We start from the raw sequence: 25,973 nt of genomic DNA, 5'->3' as shown, positions 1-25,973 counted from the left end.
AGTTCGGGCTTTGTGATATTTTAAAAGAGGGTGTGAATTTTGACACACCCCCTTTGTTGGTGTTATGGTGTGGCGTTGGCGGCTTGGCCGTCAGCGCGAGCCATGGGGTTTACTTGTTGAAGAACTTCTTGCCGTTCTGAATCACTACACCCTTGTAGTTCTTGCTGACGCGCTGGCCGGCGAGGTTGTACATGGGAGCGTTGGCGTTCATCTTGTCGATGGTCACGTGGGGCACACCAGTGGTGTGGCCGTTGACAGAGATCAGCTTGCTGTTGGCCTGCACCTCGGGAGTCTTTTCGGTGGTACCCTCCTTGACGTAGTTGATGAGCTGGCCCAAGATCTTCACCTGGTCGCCCTTCTTCAGATAGAAGTCCTTGGTGTACTTGGCGCCATCGAAGCTCTTGCTGCGGAACACGATAAGTGAGTTGGCGGCTGTGCCGTCGTCAGAGATCTTGTAAGTGAGGTTGCCAAACTGGGCAATGCCTGTGGTGTCGACCTCCTCGCAGATGATACCCGTGATGTAGCAAACACCCTGGGGCTGCTTGTCGGCAGCGAGTGCTGCCAGAGCCTCAGAGGCGGTGAAGGTCAGCGTGTCCTCCTGAGCCTCGCCCTCGGTCTTGCCGTTGAGCGAAACGAGGTAGTTGCCACGACCCAACTCCACGATGTTGTTGAACTCGATGATCTTACCGCAGAGCACCACCTTGTCGCCCTTGGCGGGAACCTGCTTCATGTCGGTGTAGTTGGCCTCCTTGAAGTACTTGCTGTTGTAAGCCATGATCTCATTTCCGGTGTTGCCGTCGTCAGAGATGTAGAAGTTGATGTCGTTGTACTGCGAAATGGCCTCGGCGGGCTGCGACACGATACCTGCCACATACACGTTCTTGGCGGGAGCTACGCCAGCCTTCTGCAGAGCGATCACATCCTCCACGTTGTAAGGCTTCTCCATTGTGCCCTCACCATTGAGTGCCTTTTTCAGGAAGGTCTTAGTGGCAACTTCGCTGGCCTTGTTGCCCTTGTAAGCCACAGCCTGCACGGTGGTAGTTTGGTTGATGGTGAAAGGAGCGGTGTAGTTGAGCACCTCGCCACGGTCGTCGGTGGGATCGTCGCCATTGATGGTGTACTTGATGGTGGCACCCTCGCCAGCCGTGATGGTCACTGTGGTTGTCTCGGCGAAGATAGCATCACCTGAGATGACAGGAGTGGCCACGAAGTCGCCGCCAAGAGCGATGGTCACCTCGATAGACTTGGCGCGAAGCTGAGCCTTTGCGGTAAACTCCACTTTCGTGGCAGCGCCAGTCCAGGTGCCTGTCATGCCTTCATAGGTATACTTGCCAGTAGCTGCTCCGATGCAGTTGGGACCGTATTTCTCTGCATCAGCACTCGCTGTGCAGTTGAATACAATCTGTGTAATGGTACCTGTTGTTGTTGAAAAAGTGGTTTTTGACCCCTGTCCCAAACGATACTGCTTGGCTGCAAAAGCACCTTTGTCACAAGAGATGCTAATGCCATCCTTCGCAACACTGTCTGCCACGGATACGGTACCCTGAGTACCCTTGTCGGTACCCGCTTTGAATGTCACCACCTTTTGAGCCATGGCAACATTGGCTACCAGTGCCATGATGAGCACCAGTGTCATGCGTAAAACTTTCTTCATAAGCATTAAATAATTATTAGATATTGCCTTTTGTTATGCAAAGATACAAAGAATAATGATAAGCGGCCTATACTTGGATGTTAATTTTCTATGAATTTGCGATTTGATGGTAAAGTGGGTTCAATGGCCCTTGGCGCTGACGTTTGCATGGATTGTTACCTATTTATATTTTAGGTCAGTAGAATGTCCGTTGAGCTCGTGGGCTGCGAAAACCAAGGGTCGCGCTGCCCAATGAATGGGGCACAGATGTGGCCACAAGTAAAACTGTATAAAAATCCGTAACAATCTAAAGTAAGAGTTCAGCAACTGGAACGGCGGTCTGCTGAGAGGGACTCTCGATATCAGCAATCTACAACCTTCTGACTCTCACGGAATGCAGCACTCTTGCCAAGTTTGGTGTCTGTGGTCTGGATTTCGAATCAGATTGAGGAAAGAAAGAAGAAAAATAAAGCGTTAGGTCGAATAGACTTTTAGTGTGACCTAATGCTTTTTACATAAAAAACTGTTAATTATCAGTATAAAAACAAATTATCTGTATTTCGGTATTGCGCAAGACGCCAAACTTCAATAACTTTGTCAACTGAAACAAAATTAGTTATATTCCATAAACCCACAAGTTGCCAAGAGATGAAGAAACCACAACCACCCCGACACCCATTGCTACATAACAGGCAAGCAAACAGGTGCGCCAACGGTGGCTTAGCACCCACCGCATAACATCAAGGCAAAGCATTATGCGAAAGACAACAATCCTATTCCTTGGGCTATGGGCCACACTCCTACTCTTTTCGGCCTGCAGCCATAAGAGCGGAAAGCGGCCAAGCGTTCGCGCAGTTTACTATTGGGCCACACAGTTCGACATCGACAGCGCCAAGCGCAACTTCCTGACCCGCCACGACATCAGCCGAATGTATGTGAGATACTTCGATGTGGTGGCCGACAGGAGCGGTCAGCCCATGCCCAACGCTACCCTTCGCTTTCTTACACCGCCCCCCAACGATGTGGAAATCGTGCCTACGGTGTTTGTCATGCCTGAGTGTTTGCGCGGCGACAACAGGCTATTGGCCCAGCGAATCGTAGAGCGAGTGAAGCAGATGAATGCCACAAACGACGTGGAGGGCGTAAAGGAAATGCAGATAGACTGCGACTGGACCGCCTCCACACGGCACGCTTACAACCTCTTTATGGCGGAGATGCTCCGGCTATGCCACAGCCACAACATGCGCTTGTCGTCCACCATAAGGCTGCATCAACTGTCGCAGGCACCACCTCCCGCCGACCGCGGGGTGCTCATGATGTACAACACGGGCAACGTGACCAACCCCGATTGCCACAAGCCCATCCTCAACATGCGCGACGCAGCACCCTACCTGAGCCGCCTCAACGATTATAAGTTGCCGCTATCCACCGCCTATCCGGTGTTCGCATGGCGCGTTCTCTTCCGCGGAAGGCAGTTTGTGGGCATCCTCCATAGCGACGACGACTATCCGCAACTGCCAACCGACAGCGTCTGCCTGCGCCAACCCACAATGGACGACATCAGGGAGGTCGTTCGGGCGGTGGAGAAACGACGGTCGGACGCCAACGACGAGATCATCGTTTTCGACCTCAACAACAACAATCTTAAACGGTTTAACACAAACAACTATGAGGAAATTTATCATCGCGGCCGTTCTGCTGGCCGTTCTTCCAACAGGTAACATACAGGCTTGTGTGTCGGAGGGTCCCACGCACAACAAGTATATGTTTAGCGTGTTTCGGCGCGACGCAATGGATGGACCGGCATATCTTGCCTACATCAACCAATATTGGATCGACTATTGCAAAGGGCGCATAGCGGCCGACGACTACGATCGCACAGGCTACACGTTCTACAACAACCACCGTAGCGAGGTGCTCAAGGTGGCGCAGGCCAAGGGCGACCAGGCCATGGCAGCCTACCTGAAGTTGCTCAACCGATACATCGATGTGTGCGACCTCTTCACCGTCGACCGTTGGAGCTATCCCACCAAGGAGCAGTTGGCCACACGCAAGCAGAAAGCGCTGGCCATCCTCAATGCGGCCAAGGCGTATCATGGCACCCAACTGCGACAACAATACACCTTGCTGCAGATGCGCGCCAACATGATTTTGGGCTACGACTTGGCCAATGCGAACCTATGGAACCAACATGTCAAACGCTTTGGCAAATCGTGCTGGCGCGAGGCCATGCAAAACATCTACGCCCGGACGCTCTACAAAAGCGGCAAACGTCTGGAAGCATGCGACCAATATGCCTTGACCAACGACATGAACTCGATTAAAAGGGTGATGGGCAACTACCGTAATTTGGCGGGCATCAAGAGCGTCTATGCGCAAAACCCCAACTCGCCAGCGCTCAACTACCTCGTGCAAGACTTCGTTAACAACGTGCAGGAGACGCTCGACCAGAAACCAAAGAACAGCGACGACTGTGAATGGCTGAACGAGATCGACGCGAAATGCATATTCCGCAATGAGGCATTGGCGTTTGTGGAGTTTGCCAAAATAGTGGCCAAGCAAGGCAAGAGCGCCACGCCCTGCCTTTGGTGGACAGCAGCAGGCATGACCGATTACCTGTTGGGCAACCAGCAACAAGCCATGGAAGAGACGGAACAGGCCCTTAACGCGGCTGGCACCCAGCGCATGACCGACAACGCCAGGGCCATACGCCTGCTGGTTACCACACGAAGCGCTCGCTTGGACGATGCCTACACAACATATCTCCTGGGCGAGATGCGATGGTTAGACGGCATGATCAAGGCTGAGCGCAGCACCATGGCATACGACAACCACTACACCGACGTGAAGGACCGGGTGGTGCACAAGGGATTGGAGCCGCTCTTCGCCAAAGCGGGAAAGCCCTACATGGCCTTGGCCTTGTGCGACATGATGCGCCAAGAGGAAAGCGCCTATTACGCCATGGCTTACAAGCGCGAAGAGCAAAAGGGTTACAGCAAATACCAATACATGAGGCACAGCCCTTGGGATGAGGTGTTCTGCCAGATGGATTCTATGAAAACCGACCAACTGGTGGGATATTATCGTTTTGTCACCTCCACGCCCAACAACGCCCTGGAGCGCTACACCGTGGCGCGCGTCTTCAAGGACGACCAGTATTTCAACGACCTTATCGGTACCAAATACATGGCTGAGGGGGCGTTTGCCAAGGCCATCCCATACCTTGAGAAGCTCTCCACGGAGTTTATGTCGAACCAACCGATCAGCATCTACGAGGCCCAAACCAACTATGATGTGGTGCGATGGTTCAAGCGACAGCCCATCCATTACAACAGCAACGAATACTATTCGCCCGACAATGAGTATCATGAGGTAACCACAAACAAAAAACTTGAGTTTTGCAAAGAGATGATGCGGTTGCAAAGCCAGCATGCCCTGACACGCCAAGGCCAACCGCTTGAGGAGCTTTCATACCAGTTGGCCGTGCGCTATTTCCAAGCATCGTGCTACGGAGACTGCTGGTGGATCACCCACCATTACAAGAGCGTGAGCGACAGCGCCCGCTCATGGGAGCTCGACTATGCCAAGCAGGCCATCGAACACCTGAACCTTTGCAAGCATAGCCAAGACGAGCAGATGCGTTACCGCACGCTGTATGCCCTCGCCTTCGTCAACGCCTATATTCCTGGCAACTCGTGGATAAGCATCACATACGACAAGGATTGGAACGAGGTGATGAACTATCGGCCCGAGTCGGCACAATACAAGGCACTTGCAGAACTCAACGATTACGCCACAAATCACCCCGAACGGATTGACGAGTACGCACGAAGATGCGATGTGTTGCAACGCTTTCAGGCTATGAACCATCAACCCTAACAAACGCATTAAGTCCCATGGCCCAACAAGACGAACCTTCCCTGACAACGCTACGCCCCCGGCTCACTGTACGCCTCACGAAAGACGACATACAAGAGATGTGTCGTATCACACAAGGCGATCACAACCATCGGTTCAAGGAGGAGCTGTACGCGTTGACCAACGACACCGATCGTCGCGTGGCAACCAACGCCCTTTGGCTATTCCAACACTTTGCCAAGGCCGACAACGAATGGCTCTACGCCAAGCACCACGAGCTCATCGATCGCAGCCTCACAACAAGCGATGCCACAATGCTTCGCCTAACGCTCAGCCTACTTCTGCGCCAGCCATTCGAGGAATCGCAAGTGCGCACCGACTTCATCGACTATTGCTTAGACCACCTGACCGACGCGCGCCAACCCTACGCCATTCGAAGCCAATGCATAAAGCTCGCCTACCTGCAAATGCGCTATTGGCCGGAACTGTTGGATGAACTAAAGCGAACCCTGGAACTCGTTGCCCGCAACCCCATGTCGCCCGCCATCAAATCGGCGTGGCGCCAAGTTATGGCAAAAATGAAGTAAAGGCAACAGCCCCAATATGCCCAAAGCACAGGACATACATACCCTATCGTAAAACAAAAGAAATAAACCCAAATCGGTCATTAGACCGAAACAGGCGAAAGGGTAGGATCTTATAGCTTCTTTTCAACTCTTGTCAGCGTTTCTTTCGGCATCTTGCTTCCAGTCGCGTTTCGCCATAGCCCGCTATGGCTTCACCGCGCCTGTCGCAACCTGCTCGAAACAAACGCTAACAAGAATTAAAATCTAATGACCGATTTGGGATAGATCCGCCTTACTCAGATGACCCAAGCCCATGGAGGAAGCCACATACCCATGAGACAAAAAACAATAAAGCCCCAGCCGAAATCGGAGTGATCCGACCTCGTCCGGGGCTTGCCTATGATTGTAAAACTATGAACTGACTAAGGGTGAGAAGCCTTACAGGGCTTCGTCGGCCTTCTGCTCAGCCTTCTTGCGCGGAGCGCGCTTGCCGGGAGCCTTCTTGGCAGGTTCCTTCTTGGCGGCAGTCTTCTTGGCAGGGGCGTCAGCCTCCTTGCCCTCATACTTCTCGCGCAACTTATCGTTCTCAGCCTCAATCTTCTCGATCTTGGCCTGCAGGCGCTGAATTTCCTGGTCCTTCATCATGATCTCGTCGCCCTCATTCTTGATGGTGGTGAGCAGCGAGTTGAGCTGATCGTTGTCGATCTCAGGTGGATAGAGGTCGTTGACACGCGTGATGAAGTCGCCCAAGATATTCATATAGTTGGTGAAAGCATCGAACGGACTGCTGTAGATGCCACGGTCCAATCCCACGTTAGAAGGCTTTGTGGTCATGAAACGGAAGTTGTTGCTTGCCTGTAGGTAATCCCAATCGACATTGATACGCGGGTCGTTGGCGATGCGCACACGCTCAGCCACGCTGTAAAGCTTCTCGAAAGCCTCACGCTGCATGGGGTTGCCCAGCCAGCAGCTGACGTCGCGCTCCTCGTCCATCCACGAAAGCGTATCGGGCACGCACAGCTCGCCCACACTGTTTGTTGAGTCGAACACCTCCGACGGTGTGGCGAAGGCTACCCCCTTCTGCTTGGCGCAGACAGGAAGGGCATGGATGAAGTCGAGGATATTAGAGCTCAACGGCTGAGCAATGCCCAGTGCCGACAGCTCCATGAAGATGTTGACCACCTGCTCCTCCTCGGGCATCTCAGCGATGCGACCGATGTAGTTGTCAGCGAAGAGCGGATAACCCTCCCAACTGGTGTTGCTGAAACGCAGGCTGATGTCGTCGCTGAGCGTGATGTCGCGCAACAGAAGCTTGAGGTTGGGAGCCATGGGGCAATGGTAAACATAGTGGGGGCTCTTCCATCCCAGCACATGCTTGGCACCCTCGGTAAGCATGCCCTTGAAGCCCATCTGGGCTGCCTGCATACCAATATCGTCGCTGTAGATAAGCGAAGAGTTGCGCAGCACGGTAGGCTTCTTGCCAAAATATTCCTTAATCTTCTTACACTGCTTCTTCACCTCGGCAGCGAAGCACTCCTCATCCTTGAGCGAGCTCAAGCCATGAGAGTAAGGCTCGGCGAGAAACTCCACGCAAGCCGTTTGGTTGAGCTCCTGCAACTTCTCGAGCACCTGAGGTGCATGCACCTCAAGCTGCTCAATGCCTACGCCCGACAGCGAGAACGCCACCTTGAAGAAATCGCCGTTCTCCTCGATCATCTTGCCGATGGTGTTGAGGGCGGGCATGTACGAGCGCTCCACGGTGTCGTTAACGCTACGCTCGTTCTCGTAGTCGTCGTAATAATAATGGTCGGTACCGATATCAAAGAAACGGTAACGTTTCAGATGGACGATCTGATGTATCTCAAAATATAAGCAGATTTTTTTCATTGTTCTTTTTGAGATTTACGCTCCGTCGTCGCAACCGGTTAAGGGCCGAAACGGTTCGGAGACGTTTGTATGATTAATGATGAAGGTTAATAATTGTTGTATCGTTGTTGATGAGCGATGACGCCAGGCTTATCAAATCCAATGCATCGTGCGCATGTAGAGCTCGCGTATCCAGCGTCCCACCTTCTCCCAGGTAATCTGGTCGACCTCGCGTTTTCCCTCCTCTTGCAGGTAGTGGAACAGGCTGTCGTTGTGGCAGATGCTATAGATGGAGTCGGCTAAGGCGTGGATGTCCCAGTAGTCCACCTTGATACAGTTGTTCAAGATCTCAGCGCAACCGCTCTGCTTCGATATGATGGTAGGCGTGCCACACTGCATGGCCTCGAGCGGCGAGATGCCAAACGGCTCCGACACTGAAGGCATGACATACACATCAGAGTCTTTCAGGCACTCGTACACCTGCTTGCCACGCATGAATCCGGGGAAGTGGAAGCGGTCGGCAATGCCGCGCTCAGCGGCCAGGTAGATCATCTGGTCCATCATGTCGCCCGATCCCGCCATGCAGAAACGGATGTTGCGTGTGCGGTGGAGCACCATATTGGCGGCCTCAACGAAATACTCGGGGCCCTTCTGCATGGTCAGTCGACCGAGGAAGGTTACCACCTTCTCCTTGTTGGTGTGGTCGGGGCGGGGAATGGCGTTATACTCATCGTTGAGCGGATAAACGGCATTGTGCACCGTGAACACCTTGCGCGGATCCTGATGATACTGGTTGATGACCGTGTTGCGTGTCAGGTCAGACACACACATGATGCAATCGGCATGGTCCATGCCGTCCTTCTCGATGGAATAGACGGTGGGGTTCACATGGCCGCGGCTACGGTCGTAGTCGGTGGCGTGCACGTGGATACACAGCGGCTTGCCGCTCACCTGCTTGGCGTGGATGCCTGCGGGATAGGTGAGCCAGTCGTGGGCGTGGATGATGTCGAACTCCTCGCTACGCGCCACCACACCGGCAATGATCGAATAATTGTTGATTTCCTCGTGCAGATTGCCCGGGTAACCGCCTGCAAACTCCATGCAACCCAAGTCGTTGACATGCATAAAGTTGAAGTCGGCATAGATATGGTCGCGGTATCTGTAATAATCGTGGGGATCCATGAGGTTGCCCACCCTACTGCTTACGTAGTCGAAGTTGACATCGCGGTAAGCGATGGGCACACAGTTCATAGGAACGATGCGCGCGTAGGTGCGGTCCTCGTCGCCCCATGGCTTAGGCAAGCAGAGCGTTATGTCGACGTCGCCCTGTGCGTGAAGACCCTCAGATATACCAAAATTGGCTGTGGCTAAACCTCCATACACATGAGGAGGATATTCCCATCCAAACATTAAGACTTTCATAGACGTGTCCTCCTTATGATTAATATTTATACTTTTCGAGTTGTTCCAATGCACGCAGAATCTCAGCAACGTTCATGGCGAACGAGATGGCGCCACGTCCGTGGAAAGGCGGGTTGCCGTCGAACAGCTCGGGGAGCGTGCCCAGGCAGTGGTACATCATCTCCTCCTCGTAGCCTACCATCTGTCGCTCTATGAAGCTCAGGCGCGTACGCTTGTAGAGTTTCATGCTGGCCTCCATGTAGAAGCCGAAGAGCCAAGGCCACGCTGTGCCTTGATGATAGGCATAGTCACGCTGTGTCTGCGGTCCGACGTACATGGGGTTGTAGCCGCCGCTCTTCGGCGAGAGCGAGCGCATGCCCTTGGGCGTGAGCAACTCACGGGTGCAGAAGTCGATGATGCTCTTCTTCTGTGCGTTATCGAGTGGCGAATAATCGAACGCCACGGGGAATATCATGTTCGGGCGAACGCTCTGCTCACGAAGGTCGCCCTCCACATAGTCGTAGAGATAGCCGAACGGGTTGACGAAGGTAGCCACGAACGACTCCTTGGCCTGCGCGGCCACTTTCTCCATGCGGTCGGCCTCGGCTTGCTTGCCAGCCTTGCTTGCCAGCTCGGCGCCAAACATCAGGGCGTTGTACCACAGGGCGTTGATCTCCACCACGAAACCTGAGCGCGGCACGATGGGGCGTCCGTTGGCGGTTGAGTTCATCCAGGTAACAGCCTGCTGCTTGCCATCGGTTTTCACGAGGCCATTGTCCTCAAGGGTGAGGTTGGGATGTTGCTGTTCCTTGATGAAATGGAGAATGTCCCAAACGAGCTGTCCGTATTTCTCCAGGCACTTGTCGACGCCTGCCTCCTTGGCATATTGCTGAATGGCCCAAATGGCCCACAGCGGCACGTCGGGATGCTCAATCTCGTAGAGCTTCACCGTGAGGGGCTTCTGCTCCATAAACTCGCGCAAACCCTTCTCGGCGGTCTTCATGGCGGCCTCGAAGAACTCATACTCCTCGATCGACAGCGTCAGACCGGGCAATGAGATAAAGGTATCGCGCGCACGAGGCTTGAACCAAGGATAACCGGCAAGGATATACGCGTCGCCGTTCTTGTCCTCCACATGGAACTGGTGGGCGGCATTGACCAAGCAATGGAAGAAATTGTCGCGGGGCGAGCGCTCATCCACTTCCTCCTGGAAAAGTTTCTTCAGCCCACTGGTCTTCGAAGCCGACGTAGAGGCGGCGAAAACGATGCTCTCGCCCTTGCGGATCGACATCTCGAAATAACCGGGAGCGTACAGATCCTCGTTAGAGGCGTAACCGCGCTCCTGCTCCTTCGGATACTCTATGCCACGGTACCAGTCGGGCTGGAACACAAATTCGTTTTTCTTGGAGAACTGCATGAACAGGTCGGGATAACCGGCATACATGCACGTCTTGATACCATTGTCGACCTCGCTATAGGCGCGACTTGCCACTGCGTTCTCGTGCGTAAACTGGCGCACACTGCGGAAAGCGAGGAAGGGACGGAAACGAAGCGTAGTGGCCGAGTGAGCGTCGTCGAGGGTATAGCGAATCAAGATGCGGTCTTCAAAATGCTGGAAGACAACTTCCTTTCTTAAAACGACTCCTCCCACACGGTAAATGGTTGTGGGCACTTTGTCACAATCAAACTCACGGATATACTTGTGACCATTAGGACTGAAATTGTTGCCCTGATACTTATGCAGGCCAAGGTTGAACTCTGCTCCATGCTGTATGACTGAACAGTCGAGCGACGACAGAAGAACGTGGTTCTCATCGTCTAAACTGGGGACTGGAACAACGAGCAATCCGTGGTATTTGCGCGTGTTGCAGTCTACAATCGTGGAGCATGAGTAAGCACCCGACCGATTCGTACGGAGAATTTCCTTCCCCAACGAGTCTTGCAAGTTGGTCATCAGCGCTCTTTCGAATCTAAGATAACTCATAGTTCTCAATTAAGGCTTTTATATTGTTTTAGATAAATTCATTAGGTAAGGTGCGAGCTTATGAAAGCGGGCTCCAAGCCTCCTTTTGTGTTCAAAGTTATTAAAATTATTACAAAGTGCAAAGTAAAACACGAGTTATTTTGAATAAAAATATAGGGCTCGGGTAAACAGATGCTTATCTCACCGCATTTTAAGAGGACGAAATCGCTGACCAACATGCGGCTTTCCAACGGTTGACACACGTTGGGGAAATTTGATACCTGTAAGGGTTTTTGGTTAAAAAGTTGTGCTGGATTTTCGGGTGAAATAGAGCACGAAATAGCCATTTTCAAGCTATGGAAGACTCGAAAAAGGGCTTCGCCTTTGCGAAAAGCCATGTATCGAGGTGCGATCGGGCATGTTTCGCACTGCGATCGGGCATGTTTCGAGGCTCGAAAAGGCATCTTTCGCCATAGGAAAAGGCATGTATCGCAACACAAAATACGGAATCGGGAACCCGAAACGGGCCACTCAAACGATAACCGTCTGAATGTCAGGCGAATACATAAGCACAACGAGAATCGCGTATTTCCGCCTCATCGTTTGCTCATCGAAAAGAAATGTGTAGTTTTCACTATAGTTTGTTGTCTATTTTCAACCATCTTACGTAAGCTATGGCGCTGCTTATGTTGTTCCCAAACGGCAAAAAGGGCGGTGGCGTTAGCCTTTTACCCAATGGTCCACAAAAAGAAAGCGCAAGAACGATTTGGCATCACAAAATCATTCTTGCACCTATATCAAGCGATTGGAAAGGCAACCTAAAAGCGCGCCCACGACAGCACGGGGCGTTGCGGTAAGCCGTTTGCCGCTTGGGACACGTCTACAAAATGAGGTGAAATCAATCGGGAATGAGGAAATTGATGACCTCCTGCTCCACCGTTATCTTAAACGGACCGACGGGGGTGTGCATCAATCGTCCGTCGATGCCCACGAGGGCATGCTCGGCTTGCTCCACTACCACCTCGCGGGTGCGGTACGGGTGCACTGAGTGGTGGTTGAGTATCTTGCCCTTGAGGAACAGGTAGATGCCCTCGAAGAGTTGGGTTACGCCCGGATGATACACCACCGACACATCGAGCAAGCCATTGTAGGGCACGGCGTTAGGCGTTTGTCCATAGCCCGTGGCGTTGCCCACGCACATCGTCATCACACGACGGTCTATGCGATCGGTGTTGATCTTGATTTTCATGCGGTAGTCGAGCCGCTGGAAAATCATCAGGACAAACGAGAACAGGAACGACAACGAGCGTGAGCCGAAGAGGTGACGCGTCTGACGGCGCAGGTTCATGATGGCAGCGATAAGGCCCACATTGATGCAGTTGAGGAAGTAGCGACGGCACGCCTCACCCTTGCGGTTGGTGTAACGAATGCAGCCCAGGTCGATCTTACGCACACGGCGTTCCTTCAACCACTTGATGGTTTGCTCGTAATTGTCCTCGTCGAACTCCCAGAAATGTGCGAAATCGTTCATCAGGCCATTGGGTATGATGCCCAAGGCCACCGTGTCGCGCACGCGCTTCTCATGACACATGAGGCAGTTGATGGCGTCGTTCAACGCGCTGTCGCCACCCACAATGACAATGGTGTGGTAGCCGTTGTTGACAAACATCTTCACCAGGCGCTCCACACTGGCCATGTTCTCACTCGTGACATGGTCGTAGGATATGCCGTTTTCCTTCAGGCACGCCTCTATCTTGGCCCACCGCTTGGCTGAGCCTCCGAAGATTCCCGACTTCGGACAATAAATGATTCCCCAACGATTATCTTCCATAATTGTATCTCTTCCGGCTCCCCAACACAGGCGAGCCACATGTATTTATTAGGTGTAACGCATCAGGCCATGAGACCTTTGATGTCCGCCAGGATGCTGTCTGTCGGTTGTTGGGCGTCGATCCAATGGATCGTGAGGCCCCGACGCTCCATTCCGCGGAACCACGTCATCTGCCTTTTTGCAAACTGATGGATGGCTATCTCCAACTGGCGGAACATTTCCTTGTAGCTTAGTTTGCCGATCGCATACTCGGTGACGTATTTATATTCCAAACCGTAGTATGTGAGGTCTTCAGGCGGAATGCCCCTTTGCAGCAATCCGCGTATCTCGTCGACCATGCCTCCGTCAAGGCGACGGGCCAAACGGTCGCTGATTTTCTTGCGACGGTAGTCGCGGTCGACGCTCAGACCGACAATCACCGAATCGATTGGCGGCATGGTCCGTAGTTCGGTAGCATGCTCGAGGTTGTAGGTCTCAATCTCAATGGCGCGAATGGCACGCTGGCATGAGTCCACATCCGTTACGTTGTGCATCACCGAACCTGCCTTCTTCTTCAAATCTTCGAGCAGGGCGGTCAGTTCGGGAAGCGTCTTTCCCTCAAGGTTTTGGCGCAACTCGGGGTTCTGGGGGACAGGCGACAAGGCGTAGCCCTTGAGCACCGCCTCAATGTAGAGGCCCGTGCCGCCACATAGAACGGGAGTAACGCCACGGCTGCAGATATCGTTGTAGGCCTCCGTGAAATCCTGCTGGTACTGAAAAAGGTTGTATTTGGTTCCCGCATCGACAATGTCTATAAGGTGGTAAGGCACCAGTTGCCCTTCCACAACATAATCCTCCAGGTCTTTTCCTGTGCCGATGTCCATACCCCGATACACCTGACGAGAGTCGGCGGAGAGAATCTCGCCACCGATGTCGTGGGCCAATCGTGCCGCGACAGCTGTCTTGCCCGATGCCGTGGGGCCAAGTATGGTTATCATCTTCATGCCGCAAATGTAGCTAAATTATTGCAAATGAGCAAGAATAATAACAAAAAACCGCTCTTCCTTTATCGGGAAGAGCGGTTTGATATGTTCGAAACCTTACGGTATTACTTCATCTCAGCGAAGTACTTGATGGTGCGAACCATCTGAGAAGTGTAAGAGTTCTCGTTGTCGTACCAGCTCACAACCTGCACCTGATAGGTGTCGTCGTCGATCTTGCTGACCATGGTCTGAGTAGCGTCGAACAGTGAGCCGAAGCGCATGCCGATGATATCAGAAGAAACGATAGGATCCTCGTTGTAACCGAAGCTCTCGTTAGAAGCAGCCTTCATGGCAGCGTTGATGCCCTCAACGGTAACATCCTTGCCCTTAACAACAGCAACCAGGATAGTGGTAGAACCTGTAGGAGTCGGAACGCGCTGTGCAGAACCGATCAGCTTACCGTTCAGCTCAGGGATAACGAGGCCGATAGCCTTGGCAGCACCTGTTGAGTTAGGAACAATGTTCTGAGCACCTGCACGTGAACGACGGAGGTCACCCTTACGCTGAGGACCGTCCAGAATCATCTGGTCGCCTGTGTAAGCGTGGATAGTAGACATGATACCAGACTGGATGGCGGCGTACTTGTTCAGAGTGTCAGCCATAGGAGCCAAGCAGTTTGTTGTGCAAGAAGCTGCAGAGATGATAGTGTCAGCAGTTGTCAGAGTCTTGTGGTTGGTATTGTAAACGATGGTGGGAAGATCGTTACCTGCAGGAGCAGAGATCACAACCTTCTTAGCGCCAGCTTTGAGGTGGGCAGAAGCCTTCTCCTTAGATGTGTAGAAGCCAGTGCACTCGAGAACGACGTCAACGTCGAGCTCACCCCAAGGAAGCTCAGCAGCGTTAGGCTTAGCGTAGATGGTGATCTCCTTACCATCAACGATGATAGAGTTATCAGTTGCCTCAACAGTGTGCTTGCCCTCGCCGTACTTGCCAGCGAAACCACCCTGGGCGGTGTCATACTTCAGAAGGTGAGCCAACATCTTAGGAGATGTGAGGTCGTTGATTGCAACTACCTCGTAACCCTCTGCCTCAAACATCTGACGGAATGCGAGACGGCCGATACGACCGAAACCATTAATAGCTACTTTAACATTTGCCATTTTACTAGTATTTTATAATTGTTAAAAATATAACTTTCAATGAAACGGGGCCTTATCTTTCCACGGTTTGAACGCATTTGTTCTACCGTTTGAAATTTCGGGCTTTTCAACAAGAGGTAACTTCAACAGCAGTTTGCTATAAACTTTTGTAAAAATTCCTCTCCGTTCGCGTGCAAAGTTACAAAGATTTTTTAATTTTGCAGACGAATCAAGTATTAAATTATTAAAAAAAGAAACGGAGAGTTCAAGGAGTTGTATATGCGGGTGTGCGGAAACGTGTAAGTGTAACACCGACATGACAATCTGAACGGTCACCCACACGACGTCGACTGCGCACTCCTGGGACAGGGGTCAACGACTCTTGTTACCTCCAAAATCTTTCCAAAAGCCACTTAAACATTATTTAAATCTTATTGATTATGGGAAAGTTTATCAATGAATTCAAGGCGTTCGCAGTGAAGGGTAACGCCGTCGACATGGCCGTGGGTGTGATCATCGGCGGCGCTTTCGGAAAGATTGTGTCGAGCATTGTCAACGACCTCATCATGCCTCCTATCGGTTGGCTCATCGGCGGCGTCAACTTCTCCGACCTGAAGATAACGCTTCCGGCTGAGAAGATTGCCGACGGCATAGAAATGCAGGCCGCCACCATCAATTATGGCAGTTTCATCCAGAACCTCATCGACTTCGTCATCATCGCGTTCTGCGTGTTTCTCTTGGTGAAGGGCATCAACAAGTTGGCTAACAAAAAGCAAGAGAAGCCTGCTCCCACACCTGCCCCGGAGCCCTCTGCCGAGGAGAAGTTGCTCGCCGAGATTCGCGATTTGATGAAGGAGAAGAAATAAATTGCCATCCCACAACGTTCTTCACGTAGTGGGTTGCCATGCCACAAGGCTTCGCAAAAGGGTTGGATTCAATCGCGCTTGATTCTCCAGCCCTCCTTCCCCAATCGGGCATAAGGCCAAAACAGGCGGATTGTTTAGACGCGGCGGATTCTATCCAACGCTTGCCAACGTTTCTTTCGGCTTCTTGCTCCACCATAGCTCGCTACGCTTTCAACGCACCCGCCGCAACCAGCATGAAACAAACGCTCATTGGGATTAACATCTAATGAACGATTGGCGATTAACGTTCAACGTTTTCGTTAAGCCAGATGAGCAGAGGTAAGATCACTTAAGCTCTGCCATGGCGAGAAAACGTGCCATGAAATGGAACCTATAAGAGCCATTCCTGCCTCATTGGTCAGGAATGGCTCTCTTCATTTTCTCACTTCGAAAAACCTGCAAAGTAGGTCCAAACGAACGAACAGGGAAGTGGGTTCGAGGCTTTCTTACAGGCGGAAAGGCCAACTGAGCGACACTTCTGTGTAGTCGGCCTTGACCTTATGGGCCTTGACGTTGGCTCCCACCTGCAAACCGCCCAGGCGCCTGAAGGTGTAATGTAAGCCAATGCGTTCATAATAAGGCTTTTCCAACGCTTTCGCCGTATGCCCCACATAGCGGTAAACATACACGCCAAGCGCCATACTGAGCGACAATTGATGCCAAAACACCTCGTGCTTTCCGGATATTCCCACACTCCAAGTGACCTGTTTGTCATGATAGCCTGCCGCCTGGTCGAGCTCTCGGATGTGCGATGTGTAAGTGCTATAGAAAGCATCGACCCCCACTCCTGAGGCCCAACGACGTTGGTAACGGCACATCACGTCGGCCGACAAGGCATAGGTGGTATACACCTTGAAATCTTCTGTTTGGTAGTTGGGGTCGCCAGGCGGTGTCTGCATCTGCGTTTTCTTCCAGTCTTCCTCAAGGGCCTTGGCGCCCACAGAAGCCGTCAGGTTCAGGTACCAATAGGGCTTGAAGGGTTGGCGGGGTGCCCACGACTTTGCGTCGACAACCTCTTTATAATAGGGCATGTAAACAACGCCCAACGAAGGAGCTACAAAATTGGCTCCCTTATTGGGGCGATTCAAGGCCCCGTTGCTATGGTGGTAATACTCTAAGCCGGCCCGTAAGCCCCAGTTCTCTGCCATGCGCCACGTGAGGTGCAGCCCTGTGCCGAAGTAGATGAGCCACCGCGAGCCAATGAGTTCGTTGTCGACATTGTTCTCCTTGTTGTATTTGCGTCTCGAATAACTCGTTCCGAAACTGATCGAATAGTCGGCCATCCAGTGGCGTGAGCGGAAGAAGGGGCGTGTAAAGGTGCCATAAGCCGACACCACATTGCCCATCCGCGAGTCGTAGTCCACCTCTTGGGCCATACCCCACGTAGGGTCTTGTGCCTTGTGCATGGTTACCCCGTGGTCGAAATGGTATCGCACACCGGTGCCGATGGTAGGATAACCGAAGTCGCGAGCGAAGGCATCGCTGTCCGACGGCAGTGGTGTATATGCCACTTCGAGGGCAGCGGTCAGGTTGTTTCGGCCCTTCTGCCACATGCCTTGGTAACTATCCATCACAATGGCTCGGCCGGGCAACAGGGCAACACCCCCACCCCAATGACGCCATTGGAGCGAGTCGCCAGCCACACAGCGGACGCCCCCTATCACAAACAGGCACCACACCATGAGCCAAAAGCGCATGCGCATATTTACTTTCAAAAACTCCCTAGTTATCCTTCTTGCCTAAAGCGGCGAAGAAACCAAAGCCCCTTCGTTGGGAAGGGGCTCGGTTGTTGTTATCTTACTTGCGTATATAGTCCTTCGCCACCAAGTCATAGTAGAGCGCTTCGAGCTCAGCGAGCGACAAGCGCTCCACACTATGTTCGATGGTTCGGATGAGTTCATCGCGGCGACCCTCATCATCGCCGCCAAAGTGGGTGTAAACCTTCATCGTCGAATCACATTGATAACGCATCGAGCGGCTTACTCCCACTCGATTGTTGAAGGCGGCTTTGAAGAGATATCGTAGCACACGCGGTTCACGCCACGCACCTTATTGATGATCTCGTTCGACACCTTGGCCATGAAGTCATAAGGCAGGTGGGCCCAATCGGCCGTCATGGCATCGGTGGATGTTACGGCACGGAGAGCCACGGGGTGCTCATAGGTACGCTCATCGCCCATCACTCCTACCGAGCGAACAGTAGAGAGCAGCACCGTACCAGCCTGCCAAATCTGGTCGTAGAGCGACACCTCAATCTCGCCATTCTGCATATCGGCGGGCACGCCGGCAGCCAGCACACGACGAGCCTCCTCGCCCGAGAGCTTCACCTTGTACTCGCGCAGGCCGCGGATATAGATATCGTCGGCATCTTGCAGGATGCGCACCTTCTCGGGCGTGATGTCGCCGAGGATACGAACGGCAAGACCCGGACCCGGGAACGGGTGGCGTGTGATGAGATGCTCAGGCATACCGAGCGAACGGCCCACGCGGCGCACCTCGTCCTTGAACAGCCATTTCAACGGCTCGCAGAGCTGCAGGTTCATCTCCTTGGGCAGTCCGCCCACATTATGATGGCTCTTAATGACCTTGCCGGTGATGTTGAGACTCTCGATGCGGTCGGGATAGATCGTTCCCTGGGCGAGCCATTTGGCACCCGTTTGCTTCTTCGCCTCGGCGTTGAACACCTCCACGAAGTCGCGTCCGATGATCTTACGCTTCTCCTCAGGGTCGGTAACGCCAGCGAGGTCGGCAAAGAACTTCTCTGAAGCGTCCACGCCAATCACGTTGAGCCCCAATCCCTCGTAGTCTTTCATCACATCGCGGAACTCGTTCTTGCGGAGCATTCCATGGTCCACGAAGATGCAGGTGAGGTTCTTTCCGATAGCTCTGTGAAGCAACACGGCGGCCACGCTTGAGTCGACACCACCCGAAAGGCCGAGTATCACCTTGTCGTCGCCAAGCTGCGCCTTGAGCTCATTCACCGTGGTGTCGACGAACGAGTCGGCGCTCCAGTCCTGCTTGCTACCGCAGATGTCGACCACAAAGTTCTTCAGGAGTTGCGTTCCCTGCAAAGAGTGGAACACTTCGGGATGGAACTGCACGGCCCAAACAGGCTGCTTGGTTGAGGCATATGCGGCAAACTTCACGTTGGCCGTAGAGGCGATGCACTCATAGTCCTGCGGGATGGCAGTGATGGTGTCGCCGTGGCTCATCCAAACCTGCGAGTTGTCGACGAAGCCCTTGAAGAGCGCATTTTGCTTATCGAACTTCTCAAGGTTAGCACGTCCGTACTCGCGCGAGTCGGCAGCCTCCACCTTTCCGCCGTTGGCGTAAGAGATGTACTGCGCGCCGTAGCAAATGCCGAGCACGGGAATTCTGCCGATAAACTGGCTCAGGTCCACCTTGAAAGCCTCCTTGTCGTGAACGCTGTAGGGCGATCCGCTGAGGATGACTCCAATGACGGAGGGGTCGTCCTTCGGAAACTTGTTGTAAGGCATGATCTCGCAGAAGGTGTCGAGCTCACGCACACGACGGCCAATGAGCTGCGTGGTCTGTGAACCAAAGTCGAGGATGATAATCTTCTGTTGCATATATTGTGAAAAATGTGTGAGTTGTTCGTGTTGAATGACGAGCTTCGGCCGCGCGTTAGGGCACCAAAGTGCTCACGAAATCGTCGGCGTCGCTCAGGGTGTCGATCTTTCCCACGTCCATGAGCCGCAGGTCGGGCTTAACGTAACCCATGATAGGCGTTGTGGCGCAAGCCTTGAGGTAGAAGTCCATGATGGGGAACTTGTCGGGCCATCCCACCATTTGTGGGAAGAGCGTGGGCGAGAACGCGTGAATGCCACTGAAGGCAAAGAGGTGGAGATGTCCAGCCACGACGAACGGTTCATCGCCAATGGCCAGCGGATAGCGCAGCTGTTGCAGTTGGGCGCGCACCTCGGGGAACGGCGATTTCACCTCACCCGTAACGATGTTGACCCATCCCACAAGCAGCATCTGGTCGTTGAAGACCAGGTAACGCTTGGTCTTTCGCCAACTGACGAGCAGCCGGGCACCGGCCATGAGGTGCGGAACGCCACAATCGGGGCAGTTGACACGCCAATCGGCACGGTAAAACTTGTCGAGGTCCACATTGCTAAGAATATCAACATTGTGGATGAGAATGGGGCAACGTGGCGCGAAGAGAGGCTGCGCCTTACGCAACCCGCCTCCTGTATCGAGCAGTCCGGCGGTCTCGTCGCTCACCCGAATGTCGAGGCCGAAGTTGTCGTTGGCCTGCAGATAGTTGGTGATTTGCGACGCGAAATGATGCACATTGACCACCAAGTGGTTGAACCCGGCCGCGCCCAAACGGCTTACGACACGCTTGAGCAGCGGTTCGCCACCCACGCACACCAGCGCCTTGGGCATGGTGTCGGTGAGGGGTTTGAGGCGGGTGCCCAAACCAGCGGCGAATATCATGGCTTGCTTCATACGTGCAAAGTTAATTATTCTTTTCTAATCAACAAAGATTTAGCTTTCCTTTTTCTTCGCAGATAAGGTCTGCTCTATGCCTTGCTCACGGTGGCACACGCGCACCTCGACGCCAAACTTCTCATGGATGTGCTCGGCCAGGTGCTGCGCACTATACACCGAACGGTGCTGGCCGCCCGTGCATCCGAAGCAGAACATCAGACTGGTGAAGCCGCGTTGCACGTAGCGCTCCACGTGCTTGTCGGCCAAGGCGTACACATGGGTGAGGAAATCCAATATCTCTCCGTCGTCCTCCAAGAAGCGAATGACGGGTTCATCGAGGCCGGTGAGCTTCTTGTAAGGCTCATACCGGCCAGGGTTGTGGGTGGAACGGCAGTCGAAAACATAGCCACCACCATTGTCCGAGGGGTCTTCGGGAATGCCCTTGCGGTAAGAGAAACTATAGACACGCACCACAAGCGGGCCCTTGCCGTCGTATTTGGAGAACGTGGCTGGACCATCTTGCGGATGGGCGGGATAAATATTGTGGTCGGTGGTCTTGTAACCGTCGCCGCGCAAACGCGTGGGCTCCTCGCGGTGGGCGAAGCGCGGCATGTCGGCCAAGCGCGCAAGCACCTCCCTCAGATAAGGATAGGGCAACATGTCCTCACTCAAACTAAGCAGGTCACGCAAGTTGTCCATAGCCATGGGGATGCTGTCGATGAAATGCTGCTTGCGCTCATAGAGTCCGCGGAAGCCGTAGGCACCAAGCACCTGCAACGTTCGGAAGAGCACAAAAAGGCTCAGCCGACCGGCGAAATGGCGCACCGAGGGCACCTCTACATATTGCTTGAGCGAATTGTAGTACTCAGCCACCAGCTCGCGTCGCAACTTATACGAGTAGCGTGCCGACGCTTGCCAAAGGAACGAGGCAAGGTCATAATAATAAGGTCCCTTGCGACCGCCCTGGAAATCGATGAAGAAGGGGTTGCCTTCGGCGTCGAGCATGACGTTGCGGGCCTGGAAATCGCGATACATGAAGCTCTCCGACGGCTCCGACGTTAGGTCCTTGGCGAAGCGGCGGAAACTGGCCTCGAGCTTCATCTCATGGAAATCGAGCCCTGTAAGTTTCAGGAAATCGTACTTGAAATAATTGAGGTCGAAGAGCACATTGTCCTCGTCGAACACGGGCTGGGGGTAACACTGGTTCCAGTCGAGGTCGTTGGCGCCACGAATTTGCAGGTCGGGCAAGGCGCGGATGGTGCGCTTGAGCAGCGTCTGCTCTGCCAAGTCGTAGCGTCCGCCAGCCTCTCTGCCACCCCGTATGGCATCGAAGAGCGAGGTGCTCCCCAAGTCGGTTTGCAGATAGCGCATCTCATCGTCGCTCACAGCAAGCACGGCAGGCACAGGCAACTTGTGGTGAACGAAATGTCGGTCGAGGTACACGAAGGCGTGGTTCTCCTCCCGACTGGTGCCCACAACGCCAATGACCGTAGCGCCATCGGCGGCGGTGATACGATAATACTGTCGGTTGCTGCCGGCTCCGGCCAGTTGTTCTATGTGTGCGGGCTCGGTTCCGGCCCATTGCTGATAAAGCTTTACGAGTTGTTGCATGATGGGGATAAAGATGTGGTGAGGTGAATGGGAGATTGACTTATTTGGCGAGCCTGTTCATCAGGGAGGCTCTGCGGGGCTTGATGCTCCATGCCAACACGCCCCACACCTTGAAATTGTCGGTGGAATAAACGCGGATGGGACTATACTTCTTATTGGCGGGCCGGAGCTCGATGTATCCTTCGTCCTTATGGCTGAGGTCGATGAATTTCAGCGTAAACTCGCCATCGATAAACGCCACAACGATATCGCCATGCTCCGGCTCCAGCGCCTTGTCGATGACCACGATGTCGCCCTCGTTGATGCCTGCGTCGATCATGGAGTCGCCCACCACACGCGCATAGAACGTGGCGGCGGGATGCTCTATGAGATCCTTGTCGAAGTCGAGGCTTTCGGCCATATAGTCCTGCGCGGGACTGGGAAATCCGGCCTTCACCCCACCCGAGGCGAAAGGCAACGGCGAGCCTCCGCTAAACTCGCCCGAGAAGATGATGAGCTCTTTCATTGGCGTTCCTTCTTCTCTCGGGCCTCGCGCTCACGGCGCAACTCTTCCTCAAACTCACGCCACTCGCGCTTACGTTTGCGCGTATCGGCCCAGTCGGCCAACAGATAGTCGGCCACGAAGAGGAGCAACAAGATGCCGAGCGACATCGTGAACGAGCCTGTTATCACAGACAAGCCTGCTGAGACAATAAGAAAGACAAGGGCTTTCTTCCAGTCGATGCGAAATTTTGGTTTCATAATGCAAAGTTAATGTTTTTCAAGCAAACGCCAACGCTTTCCCACAAAAAACATAACGGGCGCACGCGGCAACGGGGAAGGCGTGTCCGAGACCGCACCTTCAAAGGAGCCATAAAAACAAAAAAATCGGATGTCATCACGACAACCGATTTTCAAAAACAAACTACTTAAAAACTAATCTACTAAAACAAATCAAAAATATGTTATTCCCTTTTACTGTTATCTTCTTTCAATTGTGCAAAGTTAAGCAGTTTTTTCCACATTCGCAAATATTTCTTGCAAAAACCTTAAACTTTGATGACAAATATGCAAAAAGGGTGCAGAACCCATGTTCCGCACCCCTTCTTTGATATGTGCATGTGGCAAATAGCCACCACCATTCAGTTATCCGATTACATCATGCCGGGCTGGGGAGCGGGCATAGCGGGCTTCTCCTCGGGCTTGTCGACGATGAGGCACTCTGTGGTGAGGAACATGCCGGCGATAGAAGCGGCATTCTCCAAAGCCACACGGGCCACCTTGGCAGGGTCGATGACACCTGCGGCACGCAGATCCTGGTAGGTATCGGTGCGGGCATTGTAGCCATAGTCGCCCTCGCCCTGACGAACCTTGTCGACCACCACGGCACCCTCGCCGCCGGCATTGAACACAATCTGACGCAGAGGCTCCTCGAGGGCACGGCGAACGATGTTGATACCCGTCTGCTCATCGGCGTTGTCGCCCTTGAGCTCGGCCAGCTCCTTCTGGGCGCGGATGTAAGTGGTACCGCCACCGACAACCACACCTTCCTCTGTTGCAGCGCGAGTAGCGCAGAGGGCGTCGTCCACACGGTCCTTCTTCTCCTTCATCTCAACCTCGCTGTTGGCACCCACGTAGAGCACAGCCACACCGCCGGCGAGCTTAGCCAGACGCTCCTGCAGCTTCTCCTTGTCGTAGTTGCTCTTGGTGTTGGCAATCTCGTTCTTGATCTGCTGCACGCGATCCTGAATGTTCTCCTTGTTGCCAGCGCCACCCACGATGGTGGTGTTCTCCTTGTCGACGGTCACCTTCTTGGCTGTACCGAGCATATCGAGCGTAGCCTGCTCAAGCTTCAAGCCCTTCTCCTCGCTGATAACCACACCGCCTGTGAGCACTGCGATATCCTCGAGCATGGCCTTACGACGGTCGCCGAAGCCAGGAGCCTTGACGGCGCAGATCTTCAAGCCACCACGCAAGCGGTTGACCACCAATGTGGTAAGTGCCTCTGAGTCGACATCCTCGGCAATGACGAGCAAAGGACGGCCACTCTCTGCAGCGGGCTGCAGGATGGGCAAGAACTCCTTGAGGTTAGAGATCTTCTTATCGTAGAGCAGGATGTAAGGATCATCCATCACACACTCCATCTTGTCGGTATCGGTTACGAAGTAGCCGCTCAGGTAACCGCGGTCAAACTGCATACCCTCTGTCACACCGATGGTGGTGTCGCGGGTCTTGCTGTCCTCAACGGTGATAACGCCGTCCTTCGACACCTTGCGCATGGCATCGGCCAGAAGCTTACCGATCTCGGGATCGTTGTTGGCGCTGACGGTAGCCACCTGCTCAATCTTGTCGTAATTGTCGCCCACCACCTCAGCGTTGGCCTTGATGTAGTCGACCACCTTGTTCACGGCCTTATCGATACCGCGCTTCAGGTCCATGGGGTTGGCGCCAGCCGTTACGTTCTTCAAGCCCTCGTTCACGAGGGCCTGTGTCAGAATGGTAGCGGTGGTTGTACCGTCACCGGCGTCGTCGCCAGTCTTCGAAGCCACGCTCTTCACGAGCTGAGCACCGGTGTTCTCGAACTTATCCTCGAGCTCCACCTCCTTGGCCACCGACACACCATCCTTGGTGATGACAGGTGCGCCAAACTTCTTCTCGATAACCACGTTACGACCCTTCGGGCCGAGTGTTACCTTCACTGCGTTAGCGAGCTGGTCGACACCCTGCTTCAGCAGGTCGCGAGCCTCCATATTGTATTTGATAATCTTTGCCATAATTGTTCCTAATATTTAATTGGGTATAATATAATAAGGTGTATCCTCCTCTCACCCTATGTTAGTCTTCCACCACGGCGAGCACATCGCTCTGGCGCATCATGAGATACTTCTCACCCTCGTTCTCGAGCTCCGTGCCGGCATACTTACCGTAGAGCACCACATCGCCCTCCTTCAGCACCATGGCCTCGTCCTTGGTACCCTGGCCAACGGCAATGACCTTGCCACGCTGGGGTTTCTCTTTGGCGGTGTCGGGAATGATGATTCCACCTACTTTCTCTTCAGCTGGTGCGGCCTGTACCAGCACTCTGTCTGCTAATGGTTTGATTTTCATGATTGCAATGTATTTTAAATTTGTTGTTTCTTTCATGTGAGCCCTCGGCTCGCCCTTTACTCTACGAAAAGTGTGCCACATCTGCCAGAGCCGCCCAACGTGACAAATCTGTCAGTCGCACAACTGACAATTATGTCACACATCTTGGCATAACGCCTGAAAACATACGTTCTCCATCCTACAAACCACACTCTCCACATGACATAACCTTCTGATTTAAGGCTCATCCGAGATTTCGAGCGATAATGATAGAAGTAGTGACAAAACCTTGGGCTTGTGAAGAAATTTGGTTAATAAGTTGTGTCGGAAAAACGGGCGAAATAGAGAGCGGGGAAAAGGAAAATGACCGTTTAGAAGGCAGCGATAGGCGTATGGATTTGCGAAAAGGCACCTTTCGCGCCTCGATACATGAGGGTGTGTCAAAACTAAAATGACTACTCTTCAAAGTTACAGATTATAACTATGATATTAAAAAGGGTCGTATCAAACTCTGTATTGAGTAATGATACGGCCCTTTCTTTAGTCTTTTAGGATGCTCAAATTTCAAATTATAAGTTCATATTTTCAAAAAATGAGTTTTGACACACCCTCATGTTTTGCAGCGCGATTGGGCATATATCGCGACGCAAAAGGAGGCGAACTGTCTTTTCCTGATTTCACTTGTCAGTTTTTACCCTGGTTTACTATAATGCT

General features: G+C 53.1%; 20 protein-coding genes. 4 read left to right on the top strand and 16 right to left on the bottom strand.

Going from position 1 to position 25,973, the window contains the following annotated elements:
- Positions 1 to 109: 109 nt before the first annotated feature.
- Entirely contained in the window at positions 110 to 1,654 is a 1,545-nt protein-coding gene (locus WKK33_RS01535) for a chitobiase/beta-hexosaminidase C-terminal domain-containing protein (RefSeq protein WP_337932168.1), read from the bottom strand.
- 734 nt (positions 1,655 to 2,388) lie between these two features.
- Here WKK33_RS01535 and WKK33_RS01530 point away from each other — a divergent pair.
- Genes WKK33_RS01530 through WKK33_RS01520 form a run of 3 tightly spaced genes read left to right on the top strand, consistent with a single transcriptional unit; the run spans position 2,389 to position 6,078 of the window.
- Positions 2,389 to 3,354, top strand: a complete 966-nt coding sequence (locus WKK33_RS01530) for a hypothetical protein (protein ID WP_337932167.1) — start codon at positions 2,389 to 2,391, stop codon at positions 3,352 to 3,354.
- A complete protein-coding gene (locus WKK33_RS01525) occupies positions 3,302 to 5,512 on the top strand; it encodes a hypothetical protein (protein WP_337932165.1) in 2,211 nt (736 codons plus the stop codon). Before WKK33_RS01530 ends, WKK33_RS01525 begins: the two co-directional genes overlap by 53 nt.
- A gap of 17 nt (positions 5,513 to 5,529) precedes the next feature.
- Positions 5,530 to 6,078, top strand: a complete 549-nt coding sequence (locus WKK33_RS01520) for a hypothetical protein (protein WP_337569649.1) — start codon at positions 5,530 to 5,532, stop codon at positions 6,076 to 6,078.
- 417 nt (positions 6,079 to 6,495) lie between these two features.
- Here WKK33_RS01520 and WKK33_RS01515 read toward each other — a convergent pair whose 3' ends face one another.
- The 6 genes from WKK33_RS01515 to gap all read right to left on the bottom strand — a co-directional run bounded on the left by WKK33_RS01515 (position 6,496) and on the right by gap (position 15,240).
- On the bottom strand, positions 6,496 to 7,944 hold the full coding sequence (locus WKK33_RS01515; protein ID WP_337932164.1) for a glycoside hydrolase family 57 protein: 1,449 nt from the start codon (positions 7,942 to 7,944) through the stop codon (positions 6,496 to 6,498).
- Between the two features lie 132 nt (positions 7,945 to 8,076).
- Positions 8,077 to 9,345, bottom strand: a complete 1,269-nt coding sequence (locus tag WKK33_RS01510; protein WP_309438603.1) for a glycosyltransferase family 4 protein — start codon at positions 9,343 to 9,345, stop codon at positions 8,077 to 8,079.
- 19 nt (positions 9,346 to 9,364) lie between these two features.
- Positions 9,365 to 11,308 (bottom strand): glycogen debranching enzyme N-terminal domain-containing protein, encoded by a 1,944-nt coding sequence (locus WKK33_RS01505; protein WP_287769269.1) that lies wholly within the window; start codon positions 11,306 to 11,308, stop codon positions 9,365 to 9,367.
- Positions 11,309 to 12,185: 877 nt separating this feature from the next.
- Positions 12,186 to 13,121, bottom strand: coding sequence for a diacylglycerol kinase family protein (locus WKK33_RS01500; protein ID WP_337468465.1), 936 nt, complete (start codon positions 13,119 to 13,121; stop codon positions 12,186 to 12,188).
- Positions 13,122 to 13,180: 59 nt separating this feature from the next.
- The gene (gene miaA / locus WKK33_RS01495) at positions 13,181 to 14,101 is read right to left on the bottom strand and encodes a tRNA (adenosine(37)-N6)-dimethylallyltransferase MiaA (protein WP_337932162.1); all 921 of its coding nucleotides are present in this window, start codon (positions 14,099 to 14,101) and stop codon (positions 13,181 to 13,183) included.
- Between the two features lie 104 nt (positions 14,102 to 14,205).
- Positions 14,206 to 15,240 (bottom strand): type I glyceraldehyde-3-phosphate dehydrogenase, encoded by a 1,035-nt coding sequence (gene gap, locus WKK33_RS01490; protein ID WP_215758725.1) that lies wholly within the window; start codon positions 15,238 to 15,240, stop codon positions 14,206 to 14,208.
- 419 nt (positions 15,241 to 15,659) lie between these two features.
- On the opposite strand from gap, the gene mscL reads away from it, so the two are divergent.
- Positions 15,660 to 16,085, top strand: a complete 426-nt coding sequence (gene mscL, locus WKK33_RS01485; RefSeq protein ID WP_215758724.1) for a large-conductance mechanosensitive channel protein MscL — start codon at positions 15,660 to 15,662, stop codon at positions 16,083 to 16,085.
- Between the two features lie 485 nt (positions 16,086 to 16,570).
- Here mscL and WKK33_RS01480 read toward each other — a convergent pair whose 3' ends face one another.
- From WKK33_RS01480 to WKK33_RS01440, 9 genes are all read right to left on the bottom strand, one after another.
- A complete protein-coding gene (locus tag WKK33_RS01480) occupies positions 16,571 to 17,839 on the bottom strand; it encodes an acyloxyacyl hydrolase (protein WP_337932161.1) in 1,269 nt (422 codons plus the stop codon).
- 82 nt (positions 17,840 to 17,921) lie between these two features.
- The gene (locus tag WKK33_RS01475) at positions 17,922 to 18,095 is read right to left on the bottom strand and encodes a hypothetical protein (protein WP_337932170.1); all 174 of its coding nucleotides are present in this window, start codon (positions 18,093 to 18,095) and stop codon (positions 17,922 to 17,924) included.
- Positions 18,096 to 18,103: 8 nt separating this feature from the next.
- Positions 18,104 to 19,714 (bottom strand): glutamine-hydrolyzing GMP synthase, encoded by a 1,611-nt coding sequence (gene guaA, locus WKK33_RS01470; protein WP_321105612.1) that lies wholly within the window; start codon positions 19,712 to 19,714, stop codon positions 18,104 to 18,106.
- Between the two features lie 55 nt (positions 19,715 to 19,769).
- Positions 19,770 to 20,600 carry a sugar phosphate nucleotidyltransferase gene (locus WKK33_RS01465; RefSeq protein ID WP_337932159.1) on the bottom strand — a complete coding sequence of 277 codons (831 nt, stop codon included), beginning with the start codon at positions 20,598 to 20,600 and terminating at the stop codon, positions 19,770 to 19,772.
- Between the two features lie 39 nt (positions 20,601 to 20,639).
- Positions 20,640 to 22,193 (bottom strand): RNase adapter RapZ, encoded by a 1,554-nt coding sequence (locus WKK33_RS01460; RefSeq protein ID WP_337932157.1) that lies wholly within the window; start codon positions 22,191 to 22,193, stop codon positions 20,640 to 20,642.
- Between the two features lie 40 nt (positions 22,194 to 22,233).
- Positions 22,234 to 22,698: a translesion error-prone DNA polymerase V autoproteolytic subunit gene (gene umuD / locus WKK33_RS01455; RefSeq protein WP_215758719.1), complete on the bottom strand. Its 465-nt coding sequence runs from the start codon at positions 22,696 to 22,698 to the stop codon at positions 22,234 to 22,236.
- A complete protein-coding gene (locus WKK33_RS01450) occupies positions 22,695 to 22,934 on the bottom strand; it encodes a hypothetical protein (RefSeq protein WP_215758718.1) in 240 nt (79 codons plus the stop codon). The genes umuD and WKK33_RS01450 overlap by 4 nt, the downstream gene beginning before the upstream one ends.
- Before the next feature lie 392 nt (positions 22,935 to 23,326).
- A complete protein-coding gene (groL, locus tag WKK33_RS01445; protein WP_337932155.1) occupies positions 23,327 to 24,946 on the bottom strand; it encodes a chaperonin GroEL in 1,620 nt (539 codons plus the stop codon).
- A 61-nt stretch (positions 24,947 to 25,007) separates the two neighbouring features.
- Positions 25,008 to 25,280: a co-chaperone GroES gene (locus WKK33_RS01440; protein ID WP_215758715.1), complete on the bottom strand. Its 273-nt coding sequence runs from the start codon at positions 25,278 to 25,280 to the stop codon at positions 25,008 to 25,010.
- Positions 25,281 to 25,973: the final 693 nt, after the last annotated feature.

Origin of the sequence: Hallella sp. (genome assembly GCF_037460745.1) — a bacterium.
In the GTDB taxonomy this organism is placed as follows: Bacteria; Bacteroidota; Bacteroidia; order Bacteroidales; family Bacteroidaceae; genus Prevotella; species Prevotella faecis.
The sequence above is the reverse complement of the archived record's forward strand: the minus strand, read 5'-3'. Positions and strand labels throughout refer to the sequence as shown.

Excerpts from the sequence above, each read along its gene's own strand:
- WKK33_RS01535 (WP_337932168.1), bottom strand. The coding sequence starts at position 1,654 with ATGAAGAAAGTTTTACGCATGACACTGGTGCTCATCATGGCACTGGTA.
- WKK33_RS01530 (WP_337932167.1), top strand. The coding sequence starts at position 2,389 with ATGCGAAAGACAACAATCCTATTCCTTGGGCTATGGGCCACACTCCTA.
- WKK33_RS01525 (WP_337932165.1), top strand. The coding sequence starts at position 3,302 with ATGAGGAAATTTATCATCGCGGCCGTTCTGCTGGCCGTTCTTCCAACA.
- WKK33_RS01520 (WP_337569649.1), top strand. The coding sequence starts at position 5,530 with ATGGCCCAACAAGACGAACCTTCCCTGACAACGCTACGCCCCCGGCTC.
- WKK33_RS01515 (WP_337932164.1), bottom strand. The coding sequence starts at position 7,944 with ATGAAAAAAATCTGCTTATATTTTGAGATACATCAGATCGTCCATCTG.
- WKK33_RS01510 (WP_309438603.1), bottom strand. The coding sequence starts at position 9,345 with ATGAAAGTCTTAATGTTTGGATGGGAATATCCTCCTCATGTGTATGGA.
- WKK33_RS01505 (WP_287769269.1), bottom strand. The coding sequence starts at position 11,308 with ATGAGTTATCTTAGATTCGAAAGAGCGCTGATGACCAACTTGCAAGAC.
- miaA (WP_337932162.1), bottom strand. The coding sequence starts at position 14,101 with ATGAAGATGATAACCATACTTGGCCCCACGGCATCGGGCAAGACAGCT.
- gap (WP_215758725.1), bottom strand. The coding sequence starts at position 15,240 with ATGGCAAATGTTAAAGTAGCTATTAATGGTTTCGGTCGTATCGGCCGT.
- mscL (WP_215758724.1), top strand. The coding sequence starts at position 15,660 with ATGGGAAAGTTTATCAATGAATTCAAGGCGTTCGCAGTGAAGGGTAAC.
- WKK33_RS01475 (WP_337932170.1), bottom strand. The coding sequence starts at position 18,095 with ATGCGTTATCAATGTGATTCGACGATGAAGGTTTACACCCACTTTGGC.
- guaA (WP_321105612.1), bottom strand. The coding sequence starts at position 19,714 with ATGCAACAGAAGATTATCATCCTCGACTTTGGTTCACAGACCACGCAG.
- WKK33_RS01465 (WP_337932159.1), bottom strand. The coding sequence starts at position 20,600 with ATGAAGCAAGCCATGATATTCGCCGCTGGTTTGGGCACCCGCCTCAAA.
- WKK33_RS01460 (WP_337932157.1), bottom strand. The coding sequence starts at position 22,193 with ATGCAACAACTCGTAAAGCTTTATCAGCAATGGGCCGGAACCGAGCCC.
- umuD (WP_215758719.1), bottom strand. The coding sequence starts at position 22,698 with ATGAAAGAGCTCATCATCTTCTCGGGCGAGTTTAGCGGAGGCTCGCCG.
- WKK33_RS01450 (WP_215758718.1), bottom strand. The coding sequence starts at position 22,934 with ATGAAACCAAAATTTCGCATCGACTGGAAGAAAGCCCTTGTCTTTCTT.
- groL (WP_337932155.1), bottom strand. The coding sequence starts at position 24,946 with ATGGCAAAGATTATCAAATACAATATGGAGGCTCGCGACCTGCTGAAG.
- WKK33_RS01440 (WP_215758715.1), bottom strand. The coding sequence starts at position 25,280 with ATGAAAATCAAACCATTAGCAGACAGAGTGCTGGTACAGGCCGCACCA.